At 50.3% G+C, this 12612-nt stretch carries 13 protein-coding genes; 5 read left to right on the top strand and 8 right to left on the bottom strand.

Features of this window, described 5'->3' with window-relative positions; translation table 11 throughout:
- Nucleotides 1-3: 3 nt before the first annotated feature.
- Nucleotides 4-1431, bottom strand: a complete 1428-nt coding sequence (yczR, locus tag SK34_RS12905) for a MocR-like transcription factor YczR (RefSeq protein ID WP_048233187.1) — start codon at nt 1429-1431, stop codon at nt 4-6.
- Nucleotides 1432-1518: 87 nt separating this feature from the next.
- Between yczR and yczE the strand changes: the two genes are divergently transcribed.
- Together yczE and SK34_RS12915 are read left to right on the top strand one after the other, a co-directional pair.
- Nucleotides 1519-2148: a membrane protein YczE gene (yczE, locus tag SK34_RS12910; protein WP_003021707.1), complete on the top strand. Its 630-nt coding sequence runs from the start codon at nt 1519-1521 to the stop codon at nt 2146-2148.
- A gap of 64 nt (nt 2149-2212) precedes the next feature.
- Complete coding sequence (locus SK34_RS12915) at nt 2213-2566, top strand: DUF1428 domain-containing protein (protein ID WP_003831033.1); 354 nt, start codon at nt 2213-2215, stop codon at nt 2564-2566.
- 51 nt (nt 2567-2617) lie between these two features.
- On the opposite strand, the gene SK34_RS12920 is transcribed toward SK34_RS12915, so the two are convergent.
- Nucleotides 2618-4171, bottom strand: a complete 1554-nt coding sequence (locus SK34_RS12920) for an EAL domain-containing protein (protein WP_003835927.1) — start codon at nt 4169-4171, stop codon at nt 2618-2620.
- A 188-nt stretch (nt 4172-4359) separates the two neighbouring features.
- On the opposite strand from SK34_RS12920, the gene SK34_RS12925 reads away from it, so the two are divergent.
- Together SK34_RS12925 and ykgO are read left to right on the top strand one after the other, a co-directional pair.
- Nucleotides 4360-4620 (top strand): type B 50S ribosomal protein L31, encoded by a 261-nt coding sequence (locus SK34_RS12925; RefSeq protein WP_003021719.1) that lies wholly within the window; start codon nt 4360-4362, stop codon nt 4618-4620.
- 1 nt (nt 4621) lies between these two features.
- Nucleotides 4622-4762, top strand: a complete 141-nt coding sequence (gene ykgO, locus SK34_RS23850) for a type B 50S ribosomal protein L36 (RefSeq protein WP_005125190.1) — start codon at nt 4622-4624, stop codon at nt 4760-4762.
- A gap of 78 nt (nt 4763-4840) precedes the next feature.
- On the opposite strand, the gene SK34_RS12930 is transcribed toward ykgO, so the two are convergent.
- The 6 genes from SK34_RS12930 to acrA all read right to left on the bottom strand — a co-directional run bounded on the left by SK34_RS12930 (nt 4841) and on the right by acrA (nt 11760).
- Complete coding sequence (locus tag SK34_RS12930; RefSeq protein ID WP_003021724.1) at nt 4841-5311, bottom strand: YlaC family protein; 471 nt, start codon at nt 5309-5311, stop codon at nt 4841-4843.
- 116 nt (nt 5312-5427) lie between these two features.
- Nucleotides 5428-5979 carry a maltose O-acetyltransferase gene (maa, locus tag SK34_RS12935; RefSeq protein ID WP_048233188.1) on the bottom strand — a complete coding sequence of 184 codons (552 nt, stop codon included), beginning with the start codon at nt 5977-5979 and terminating at the stop codon, nt 5428-5430.
- A gap of 306 nt (nt 5980-6285) precedes the next feature.
- Complete coding sequence (locus tag SK34_RS12940) at nt 6286-6504, bottom strand: HHA domain-containing protein (RefSeq protein WP_002892050.1); 219 nt, start codon at nt 6502-6504, stop codon at nt 6286-6288.
- A gap of 27 nt (nt 6505-6531) precedes the next feature.
- Complete coding sequence (gene tomB / locus SK34_RS12945; RefSeq protein WP_003021733.1) at nt 6532-6906, bottom strand: Hha toxicity modulator TomB; 375 nt, start codon at nt 6904-6906, stop codon at nt 6532-6534.
- A 488-nt stretch (nt 6907-7394) separates the two neighbouring features.
- Nucleotides 7395-10544, bottom strand: coding sequence for an efflux RND transporter permease AcrB (acrB, locus tag SK34_RS12950; RefSeq protein ID WP_003021736.1), 3150 nt, complete (start codon nt 10542-10544; stop codon nt 7395-7397).
- Nucleotides 10545-10566: 22 nt separating this feature from the next.
- Entirely contained in the window at nt 10567-11760 is a 1194-nt protein-coding gene (gene acrA / locus SK34_RS12955) for a multidrug efflux RND transporter periplasmic adaptor subunit AcrA (RefSeq protein ID WP_003835922.1), read from the bottom strand.
- Nucleotides 11761-11901: 141 nt separating this feature from the next.
- On the opposite strand from acrA, the gene acrR reads away from it, so the two are divergent.
- Nucleotides 11902-12552: a multidrug efflux transporter transcriptional repressor AcrR gene (gene acrR, locus SK34_RS12960; RefSeq protein WP_003021744.1), complete on the top strand. Its 651-nt coding sequence runs from the start codon at nt 11902-11904 to the stop codon at nt 12550-12552.
- The last annotated feature ends 60 nt before the right edge of the window (nt 12553-12612 follow it).

Genomic DNA, 12612 nt, shown 5'->3' on the forward strand with positions numbered 1-12612 from the left:
CGTTTAGATTATTTTACGTATTTTCCCGCTGCTGGACTGCAAACGCAGGTTATCCCAAATGGGTTGCAACACCCGGAAGGCGGCACGCGTTGTGTCATCCGGTAATGTGAAGGGCATACGCAAAAAGCGGTCAAATGCACCATCAAGACCGAAACGCGTACCGGTTCCCAACTGAATGCCTGCGATTTCGGCGCGCGTAGCGAATAGCGTTGCCAGCGTATCGGGCAGTTCAACCCAAAAAGAGAGTCCTCCCTGTGGCTGGGTAAACTGCCACTCCGGGAAATGTGCGTTCATCAGGTCCGAGCACAGATCTCGCTGCGATGTGAGTAGCCGTCTTCTGTCAGGAAGAAAGTCGGCGGCATTATCCAGCAGCCAGCTGGTGGCGAGTTGTTCAAGCACCGGGGAGCCTAAATCGAAGGTGTCGCGAGTTTGTACCAGCGCCGCGATGGTTCGCGCCGACGCCCGAATCCAGCCCAGACGCAATCCTCCCCAAAAGCTTTTCCCGGCAGATCCCAGCAGGATGATCGGTGCATTGCGGTTGAATGCGGCAAGCGGCGGTGGTGGCGGGGCGTCATACCACAGGTTCACCATGGTCTCATCAATCACCAATGTGGTGCGGGTCCTTTCAGCAATATCTGCCACGACCTGGCGAGTTGCAGCGTCCATGCAACGCCCGGTCGGATTGTGAAAGTCCGGCATCAGATAGGCCATTCTCGGTGCGGTTTGCGCGATGGTGGCGACCAGACCTGCCGTATCCCAACCGTGTTCGGGCAGCGACACACCGACGGGACGACATGATGCGCCTTGAATCGCGGCAATCGCCAGCGGATACGTGGGATGATCGACCACCACGCGATCGCCTGGGCCGGTGAGTAAACGCAGGATCAGCGCCAGGCCACTGACCGCGCCGTTCACGACCATAATCTCATCGGGCTGCGTCGGGAGTCCGCGTTCGCAATAATGTCGGGCGATGGATTCACGCAAAACCGCCAGTCCCTGCGGTAGATACCCGGAGCTCAGCAAATGCTGCGGCATCGCAAACAGCGCTTGTTGGTAAGCATGGTGAATTTCGGGACCGGCACTCAGCGCCGCCGTGGACAAATCCAGCGCTGTACCGGTACTGGTTCGTGTAGGCACATGACGAATGTGTTCCGGCAGGATCACCCGTGAGCCGCTCCCATGACGGCTTTCCAGATATCCCTCTTCACGCAGTTGCGCCATGGCGCTGGCGACGGTGGTTCGGCTCACTTGCAGAACGGCAGCGAGCTCGCGTTCGCCGGGTAAGCGACTATCCAGCGCCAGTCGACCATCAAGGATCAGCAGACGTAACGCTTCTGCCAGCTGTCGCCAGATGGGCGTTCGTGAGGGGTTTTCCTGCCAGTGTCCGAGCAGGCGCTGCAAAGACTGGCTTCCGTAACGGCGTGATGACATAGCAGTCCACTTTTTGAAAACTGGACATTAATCATAGTGCCAATTGCGGTGATGATGAAAGTTATCTGAGAGTGAGAGGGGAAAAGCATGCTGCGTCGTTTACTTCAGCTGTTCATCGGGCTGACGCTGTATGGTGTGTCGACGGCGATGTTTGTCCGTGCCGATTTAGGGGCCGATCCGTGGAACGTATTTCACCTGGGCGTGGCCAATTTATTGTCGATGAATATCGGCGTGGTGATTATTGCCGTGGGTGTGTTGGTACTGCTGGCGTGGATACCGCTGCGCCAGCGTCCAGGGTTTGGCACGTTGAGCAACGTGATTATGATCGGGCTGGCGGCAGATGCCGCGCTGCTGGTGATTCCGGGATTTGAATCCCTGTTGGCGCGCAGCGGGCTGTTGGTGTCAGCGGTGATCCTGAATGCGTTAGCAACCAGCCTGTACATTGGTGCCGGTTTTGGCGCTGGTCCGCGTGATGGTCTGATGACCGGTATCCACGCACGTACCGGCTGGCCAGTACGACGAATTCGAACCGCAATTGAAGTGTCGGTGCTGCTTATCGGTTGGTTGCTGGGAGGAACCGTGGGGGTTGGTACGGTGCTGTATGCCTTGGCTATCGGACCGCTCATTCAGCTTTGCCTGCCGTGGTTTCGCCATCAGCCGCAGGCACGTATTCGCATCAGGAATACGCCTGGGGCACGATCGCCTGCTGGCGACTAAACTTAACCTCGACTGACGCGGCCGGAATCGGCTTGCCGCGCAGTACACTTCGGAGGTTTTTCTCATGAAGTATGTTGATGGCTTTGTGGTTGCCGTACCCGCTGAAAACAAGGAGGCGTACATTGCGATGGCGGCAAAAGCAGCTCCGCTTTTCAAGGAGTTCGGTGCATTGCGCGTGGTGGAGTGCTGGGCAGATGATGTCCCTGACGGCAAATTGACCGATTTTCGCATGGCTGTGAAAGCGCAGGATCATGAAGAAGTGGTATTCAGTTGGATTGAATACCCTTCCAAAGAGGTCCGCGACGCGGCGAATCAGAAGATGATGTCCGATCCCCGTATGAAGGAATTCGGTGAATCTATGCCATTTGATGGCAAGCGAATGATCTACGGTGGATTTGCGCCCATTATGGAAGAGTGATGTGACTGGCTGTGCGGCGTGCCGCCAGCCATCTCAACATCAACAGCCATGTTAAAGCCGTTTTTCTGCCCACAGTATAAATTCCGTTTTCGGCAGCGCTTTGCTGTAAAGCCAGCCTTGACCGTACTGCACTCCGTGCTTGCGTAGCCAGGTTTCCTGATTCTCGGTTTCGATACCTTCCGCCACCATCTCAAGTTTCAGCGCTTTTGCTATCTCGATGATATGTGGCGTGACGTTGTTGTACTCCAGTGCATCGACGAACGATTTGTCTATCTTCAGAATGTCTACATCCAGATCCTGCAAATAACTCAGGCTGGAATAGCCTGTACCAAAGTCATCAATATAGATTGAATGACCCGCCTGACGGTATTTGGCAATAAACGGCGCGCTGTTTTTTGGGTCAGCAAATTCGCGTTCAGTTAGCTCCAGCGCGATTTGCGCAGGCTTAAGTTGCCAGTGGTTCACCTTCTGGCTTAACAGGGCTGGAAGCGTTTCGGAGGACAGATCGGCTGACTCAAGGTTGATGGATATATGCTGCTCAGGATGCTGACGCAGCCATTTGCCTAAATCTTCAAATACGCTTTCAATAATCAACCGGGTGAGGGACTCTGTCAGCCCGGTTTCATGCGCCAGCGCGACGAAAATTTCAGGTGACAGATAACTCCCATCGGCCTGCTGCCAGCGAGCCAGCGCCTCTGCCCCAACCACTTTCCCCGTTTTGAGCGAGATAATTGGTTGATAGTGGACTTTGATGTCCCGATGCTGGATAGCGTCCTGCAACTGATGATGGGGCGACTGTAAGCGGCGCAAAATACGCAAAACAAAGGCGGCGGTGAGCAAGCCGATAAGAATGCCTGCCGGGAGCCAGATCAGCGCCTGACGGTGCCAGGTTTTTTGCAATGGCAGGGTAGACGCCCAGGTTACGATCGTGATGCCCAACTCAGGAAAGGGGCGGGCGTTATAAATGCTGCCATCTTTGTTAAAATGGGTAATCGATCGTTCTTGCTGTATATGCTGCAAAACGTCCGATGGCAGATCGGCGCTACTGGCAACCACGACGTTGCGCATGGTGCCAATGATAGTCACTTCAATCGGCCATGAGCCAAACGGGATGACGTCAATGAAAGAACCCGGATCGACCATCACAATATAATGTTCGCTCCCTAATGCTGCCATAAAGCGCTTGATGCCCAAATCATTTTGCGTGGTAAGCCATGCGCGATATCCATCAGGAGTGACTTTCATTGCGGGTGGAAATGCGTCTGCCTGGCTTCTTTTTTCCAGAGATGAGCATTGCGGAACGTTATCTTTGAGGTACAGCACTTCCTGAATATAGCGATAGCTATATGACAAACGACGCATTTCCAGCAGATGCTCATCACTACAAGGCACCCCCTGAAATGCTTCAATATGGCGTAATGCTTTTTTCGCCTGCTCGCCTACGCGTTCCGTACGTAATGCGACTCGTGTTGAGAACATGTCGAGTTCATCGATAAATTTCGTTTCGACCTGACGATGTGCAAGCCACAGGCTTAAACCTACAGGCGCGAGGATGGAAAGGAACAGTACCCCAGTCACCAGGCTTATCAGATGTCGTGTTGTCACAGTGATATCCTTATTTACACAGCGTAGGGAAAGTATATCTGAAACCCCGAAAAGCTATTCGATTGACATCATATATTTACGGCCACTTATCATCCCGTTTAACTCCCTCTAGCGTAAATCAGGTTGTGGTTTGTACAAGAGTGGTGTATTTTGTCGGTTATGTTATAACGTAACAAATCGAGGTTGCCATGAAACCGGATATCCATCCTTTTTACCGTACCGTGGTGTTTCACGATACCAGTGCCAATGAATTCTTTAAGGTCGGTTCGACCATTAAGACTGAGCGTGAAATTGAGTTTGAGGGGGAAATGTACCCGTACGTGACCCTCGATATCTCTTCTAAATCGCATCCGTATTATACCGGGAAACAAAAAACCTTTGATAATGAAGGTAGTGCAGCACGTTTCCAAAAACGTTTTGGTCATTTTATTGGCGTTAAGCGGGGTTAAAATGCAGGTACTCAATTCACTTCGCAGTGCAAAACAGCGCCATCCTGACTGCCAGATAGTAAAACGCAAAGGGCGTTTGTACGTTATCTGCAAAACGAATCCGCGCTTTAAAGCAGTACAGGGGCGTAAAAAGAGACGTTAGTTTCTTTGCCAGCATTTCAGGGATTAAAGTGCGTTGCCTGGGCTGGAACGCACTTTTTTTATCTGCGCTGAGATGCCGTTACTGGGTGGTCTGGGCGCGGGTAAGCGTAAAGACATCGTAAAACGAGAGTTCGCCTTTGCGCGATATCATCTTTTGCAGCTGTGCTTTATGTTCGCTATCCACGGACGGTGAGTGCAGGATAGTATCGATGAGCGAGGAGGGGACAAAGCGCGTGTTGTACCATTCTCCGTTATAGCAAACTCTAAAATCCAGAACGTCGATATCTTCAAAGCGGTACCGTGGCGCAACGTCGAAAAAGAAAAAGCCGTTGAGTACAACGAACAGTACCACCAGCAGCCATACTGAATCGACTAACGTTTCTGACTGTAGCATCACCGCCAGCGTGGCAAACCAGGCAACATACATGCCGATAAACAGCCCTGGGTGTTTGCGAATAAAGCTGATGCTAAAGCGCGGTTTGTTGTCGCGCTTCTCGCGAATATTTAAGTCGTCGATTGTTTCAGTAAGCAGGCGCTGTATTTCTGTCATCTCTTGCCTTCATGATATCTGCAAAATTCAGGAGGGATCGCCCTATTTTAAAAGGGGATACCCTTTTAAGAAAGTAACAGATTAACCGCAATTTAGCATAACAGTTACATTTAAGATCACAGCGTTTTGATGATCCTTGCGGGATTGCCCCCAACCACGGTGTTTGCTGGAACGCTTTTAGTGACTACTGCGCCTGATGCCACAACCACGTTATCGCCCAGCGTGACGCCAGGATTGATCACTGCACGGCCACCTATCCAGACATTATTGCCGATAGTCACGAGCTTTCCGAACTCAAGGCCACTGTTGCGCTCGGTAGCATCCAGCGGATGGGTCGCGGTATAGATATGAACGCCAGGTGCCAGCATGCAGTTGTCGCCAATATGAATTGGACAGACGTCGAGCATAACGCAGTCGAAATTAGCGTAAAAGTCTTTACCAAGATAGATGTTATAACCGTAATCACACCGGAAAGAGGGTTCAATATAGGCACCCTCACTCTGACCTAACAGATCATGCAGGATTGCCTGACGCTCATTTTTTTCATCGGGAGCGGTGAGATTGTAGCGATGGATCAACTGACGAGCGCGTAGTCGGTCACTGCGCAGCGTTTCATCTGCCGGGCGATAGTATTCGCCGACGATCATTTTTTGCTTTTCATTACGCATTACGATTTCCCTGTGTACTGAAGGTTATTTCAGCACAGTAAAACGTAATGCAAGCAAGGGGAACGTTCCCGCTTCTTTGCTGTGATCATTGTCACGTGATTTGAATTAAATAACCATTGTATACCTTAAATAATTCGAGTTGCAGGAAGGCGGCGACGCAGCGAATCCCTGGGAGCGTACATTAGTACGTGACTAGGGTGAGCGAGGAAAGCCAACGCACATGCAACTTGAAGTATGACAGGTATAAATACGAAAACGGTCAGCCAGACAAATGTGCCGCTATACCTGACTTAACCTTGAGTGCAATTAGCGAATGAATTTCCAAACAGAAGTTGGAATCTTGTCGTAAAGCTTATTCATGGTCAATTCAGCAAGGCGATGATCTGCTGCTGAGTAAAATACAGCCAGTTCGTTGTCGGACAATTCATATTTATTTTTTTCAATAACGCGCTCTAGCGTATCAATAGTCTGGCAACGTCGCAGGCGCATCAAATAATCTGTTTTAGTTAATGGTTTATCGGACATAACTCTTACCTATGATTGTAATAATTTTTAACAAGACAAACTAACAGGATTAGCCCTGGTGGCATTGACAAAACAGCGAAACAGTCGATTACCTGACTTCCGCCATTTCTGCAGATCCTGCGTATTAATACCATAACTGCTGAACAACATAAAAGTGTCATCCAGGTATTCATCTATCTGCGCGATCAGCTTATTGTCCTCATTGTACTTAATTTTATAATTAAGTGCGAAGGTTGCAATATGCTCTATCAGTTCATTGAGCTGCAAGCTGGTTGCAGAGGTAGGGTCATTAACCCAGCCATGGTTACTTTGTTCAAGGTTTGCAAGACAGTCATGATACAGAGTTTCGCAGAGAAATTTAAGCTGCGCGATATCATGTCTTTTGGGTGAGTATTCATCCATAACGCATCCCCTTCTTAGTGGCTTAAACTAACCGAACACCTTTCGGGATGGATACAACAACTACCTGGAACTTGCCCGCGACTCCTGATGATTTAACTATAATCTACTCTAAAAAAGATTTCATCGTCATATCACGAAAAATTACAATTATGTAAAATTATGATGCTACGTCATTTTTACATTTTAACAGATAAATGCCGCAATTCGAAATGGGACAGTTTCTTTATTCTTCGGGCAATCATCGGGTTATCTTGTTTAGGTTTAGCAACGAAAGGCAACAACCGACAATGAAAACCAGTGGATAGGATTAATCTTAATATTTATTAAAGTAAATAAGAACTCTCGCTGTTTTTTTAAGAATAGCCTTTAAGGCTGCAAGGATTATATCGCTTATTTACCCGATAGAAAATAAACGGAATGGCAATAAGTGATTTTTATGATTTTTCCAGAAAAAAGGCCGCTTGCGCGGCCTTATCTTTAGAGATGTATCAATGATGCTCTACTGAGTGGCTATGCTCAATATCTTCATTTTTGCGGCTAAAGCGGCGGCGTACCACCACAAAGAACACCGGAACAAAGAAGATCGCCAACACGGTTGCCGTCACCATCCCACCCATTACGCCAGTACCAACGGCGTTCTGCGCACCGGAGCCTGCGCCGGAGCTGATGACCAGCGGCATTACGCCCAGAATAAAGGCCAGTGACGTCATCAGGATTGGACGTAAACGCATGCGTACTGCGTCCAGCGTCGCCTCTATCAGACCTTTACCCTCTTTATCCATCAAGTCTTTGGCGAATTCGACGATAAGTATCGCGTTCTTCGCCGACAACCCAATGGTTGTAAGCAGGCCTACCTGGAAGTAAACGTCGTTGGTCAGGCCGCGGAACGTTGCTGCCAGCAATGCACCGATAACACCCAGCGGTACAACCAGCATTACGGAGAACGGAATTGACCAGCTCTCGTACAACGCTGCCAGACACAAGAATACGACGATCAGTGAAATGGCATACAAGGCAGGAGCCTGGTTGCCTGACAGTCGTTCCTGGTAGGACATACCGGTCCAGTCATAACCGATACCGGATGGCAGTTTGCTGGCCAGTTGCTCCATCATCGCCATGGCTTCACCGGTACTTTTACCCGGAGCGGCCTGGCCTAAGATTTCCATGGAAGGCAAACCGTTATAGCGTTCCAGACGCGGCGAACCGTATTCCCAACGTGAGGTTGAGAAGGCGGAGAACGGTACCATCTGTCCATCGCTACCGCGGACATACCAGTTGCCAATATCTTCCGGCAACATACGGTATTTCGCTTCAGACATGACGTAAACTTTCTTCACACGACCACGGTCGATGAAGTCATTCACGTAGCTTCCACCCCATGCTGCACCCAGCGTTGTATTAATATCACTAATGGAAACGCCCAGAGCCTGCGCTTTTTCCTGATCGATATCGATCTTGAACTGCGGCGTATCTTCCAGACCGTTAGGACGAACACCGACCAACAGATCAGGATGCTTCGCGACTTCACCAAACAGTTGGTTACGCGCCTGAGTCAGCTTCTCATGGCCCAGACCCGCCTGGTCAATCAACTGGAAGTCAAAACCGGTTGCGGTCCCTAACTCCACAATCGCTGGCAGGTTAAAGGCAAAGACCATCGCGTCTTTAATCTGCGAGAATGCGCCCATTGCACGCTGAGTAATCGCTTCAACCTTGTTCTCTTCGCCAGGACGTTCACTCCAGTCTTTCAGAGAAACGAACGCGATGCCGGTGTTCTGACCACGACCAGCAAAACCGAAACCGTTAACGGCAAACACCGATTCAACGTTCGCTTTTTCCTTGGTCAGGTAGTAATCCGTCATTTCGTCCAGTACCTTCTGGGTACGCTCTTGCGTCGCACCCGCTGGCAGCTGAGCCATAGACAGGAATACCCCCTGGTCTTCATCTGGCAGGAACGAACTTGGCAGACGAACGAACAGATAGGCCATGCCCACAACGATAATCAGATACAGCGCCAGATAACGACCGGTGCTGCGCAGAATACCGCCCACGCTATCGGTATAATGATGCGTGCTCTTATCGAACATGCGGTTAAACCAGCCGAAGAAGCCTTTTTTGCCTTCTCCGTGATCGCCTTTAGCAATCGGTTTGAGCATGGTCGCACACAGGGCAGGGGTCAGAATCAATGCCACCAGTACAGACAGCGCCATCGCGGAAACAATGGTGATGGAGAACTGACGGTAAATTGCACCGGTCGACCCCCCGAAGAACGCCATTGGGATAAATACCGCTGACAGCACCATCGCGATACCCACCAATGCGCCCTGAATCTGGCCCATCGATTTTCGCGTTGCTTCCTTCGGCGGTAGTCCTTCCTCAGCCATTACACGTTCAACGTTCTCGACCACCACGATGGCGTCATCCACCAGCAGGCCGATGGCGAGCACCATCCCGAACATCGTCAGGGTATTTATTGAGAAGCCGAAAATCGCCAGGACGGCAAATGTACCCAAGAGTACCACCGGCACGGCGATAGTCGGAATCAGCGTCGCGCGGAAGTTCTGCAGGAACAGATACATTACCAGGAACACGAGGATGATTGCTTCTGCCAGCGTTTTCACTACTTCGTGAATAGAAATTTTCACGAACGGCGTGGTGTCATACGGGTAAACGATCTTCAGACCTGACGGGAAGAACGGCTCCATCTTCTTCAGTTCTTCGCGGATAGCGTTTGCGGTGTCCAGGGCGTTAGCACCTGTTGCCAGCTTGATACCCAGACCGGATGCCGGTTTACCGTTGAACTTCGCAATGATGTCGTAGTTCTCACCGCCCAGTTCCACTTTCGCTACGTCACGCAGACGAACCTGGGAACCATCCTGATTCACTTTCAGCAGGATTTTGCCGAACTCATCAGCGGAGGTCAGACGGGTTTGCGCAATGATCGATGCGTTAAGCTGCTGACCTTTCACCGGCGGCGTACCACCTAACTGACCGGCTGCAACCTGGGCGTTCTGCGCTTTGATGGCGCTGATTACATCAACCGGTGTCAGCTGGAAGTTGTTCAGTTTGTTCGGATCCATCCAGATACGCATCGCATACTGAGAACCAAACAGCTGAACGTCGCCCACGCCTGAAGTACGGCTAATGGCATCCTTCATGTTGGCGCCAACGTAGTCGGAAATATCCTCCTGCGTCATGGTGCCGTTGGTGTTGATAACACCGACAACCATCAGGAAGCTGCTGGATGACTTCTCAACGCTAACCCCTTGCTGCTGTACTTCCTGAGGCAGCAACGGCATGGCCAGCTGCAGTTTGTTCTGCACCTGTACCTGTGCGATATCCGCATCAGTACCAGACTGGAAGGTCAGGGTGATCTGCACGGTACCCGTGGAGTCACTGTTTGAGGACATGTACATCAGGTTATCGATACCGTTCATATTCTGTTCGATAACCTGCGTAACAGTATCCTGTACTGTTTTGGCATCAGCGCCAGGATAGGTCGCGGAGATCGTCACTGCTGGCGGTGCAATAGTCGGATATTGCGCTACCGGCAATTTGAGGATCGCGAGCCCCCCTGCCAACATGATAATAATGGCGATCACCCACGCAAATATTGGGCGATCGATAAAGAAATTAGGCATGTCTTAACGGCTCCTGTTTAAGTTAAGACTTGGACTGTTCAGGCTGGCTACCGCTTTGGCCTTGCTGGTTGTTATCAGCGGTGATTTCCTGCGCTTTTACCTGCGCGCCAGGACGTACTTTCTGCAGCCCAGTAACAATCACGCGGTCGCCCGGCTTAAGTCCATCAGTGACTAACCATTTGTCGCCAATCGCTTGTGCGGCGACAATTTGACGAGTTTCAACTTTGTTGTCTGCACCGATAACCAATGCACTGGCATCGCCACGCGGTGTGCGGGTAACGCCTTGCTGTGGAACCAATAATGCAGTTGGGTTAATCCCTTCTTCCAGACGTGCGCGGACGAACATACCCGGCAGTAAGGTATGATCCGGGTTCGGGAAAATTGCGCGTAACGTAATCGACCCAGTGGTTTGATCTACCGTCACATCAGAAAATTCCAGCGTACCGGACTGCGGGTATTTAATGCCGTCATTGGTCACCAGTTCGACTTTCGCTTTACCGTTCTCTTGCTTCAGCGTGCCGTTGGCCAGCTCTTGTTTCAGGCGCAGGAAGTCGTTGCTTGACTGCGTCACGTCTACATAGATGGGGTCCAACTGCTGAACGGTCGCCAGTGCGGTCGCCTGACCGTTTTGCACCAGAGCGCCTTCCGTAACGGATGATTTACCAATGCGACCGCTGATCGGTGACGTCACTTTGGTGTAAGCCAGATTGATGCGTGCAGTTTCTACCGCAGCTTTCGCGGCAACAACGGCGGCGTTTGCCTGCTGTGCGTCAGCCAACGCGCTATCGTAGTCCTGTTGGCTGATGTACTTAGTACCCAACAGTTTCTGATAACGTTTCACCGTCAGTTGAGCAATGTTTGCTGCGGCTTGTGCTTTAGCCAGATCGCCTTTTGCACTTTCATAAGCGGCCTGGTAAGTAGCAGGATCAATCTGATAGAGAGATACACCCGCTTCGATGTCACCACCTTCCGTGAAATTACGTTTCAGGATAATCCCGCTAACCTGAGGACGAACTTCAGCAATACGAAACGCACTGGTGCGACCCGGAAGTTCAGTTGTGATCTGTAGAGGTTCAGTTTTGAGCGTAACAACTCCAACCTCTGGCATTTGCTGGCCCCCTTGTTGGGCCTGTTTGTCGTCACATCCTGTTAGCGCTAAGCTGCCTGAGAGCATCAGAACGACTGCCAGAGGCGTTAACCCTCTGTTTTTGTTCATATGTAAACCTCGAGTGTCCGATTTCAAATTGATCAATGGCTTAAAGCCCATAAACCCATTGCTGCGTTTATATTATCGTCGTGCTATGGTACATACATTCACAAATGTATGTAAATCTAACGCCTGTAAATTCACTGACCTATGGCACGAAAAACCAAACAACAAGCACAGGAAACACGACAACACATTCTTGATGTCGCTCTGCGTATGTTTTCGCAACAAGGGGTCTCATCCACCTCGCTGGCTGAGATCGCAAAAGCCGCTGGTGTGACGCGCGGTGCAATCTATTGGCATTTCAAAAACAAATCGGATTTATTCAGTGAAATCTGGGAGCTAGCAAAACCTAACATTGATGAGTTAGAGACTGAGTATCAGGCAAAATTCCCTGACGATCCACTATCAGTATTAAGAGAAATTTTAATTTACGTTCTTGAAACTACCGTGACAGAAGAACGCCGACGTTTATTGATGGAGATTATATTCCACAAATGCGAATTTGTCGGGGAAATAGCATCAGTTCAGTTAGTCGAACGTAGCCTGTGTCTGGAAAACTATGACCGTATAGAAAAAACGTTACGCCACTGTATGGATGTCAACATGTTGCCGGAAAACCTGAACACACGTCGTGTAGCGGTGTTAATGCGTAGCTATATTTCCGGGATCATGGAGAACTGGTTATTTGCTCCCGAATCGTTTGATCTGAAGAATGAGGCTCGTCAGTACGTGGCGGTGCTGCTGGAGATGTGTCTGCTTTGTCCAAGCTTGCGCCTGCAGGCAGGAGAGACAAGCTAGTTTGCCATTCTGCACCAGGAATTCTCCTGGTCGTTTTGCCTGCTGCTATTCTGCCGGTCA

The organism is Citrobacter sp. MGH104 (genome assembly GCF_001034485.1).
Lineage (GTDB): Bacteria > Pseudomonadota > Gammaproteobacteria > Enterobacterales > Enterobacteriaceae > Citrobacter > Citrobacter freundii.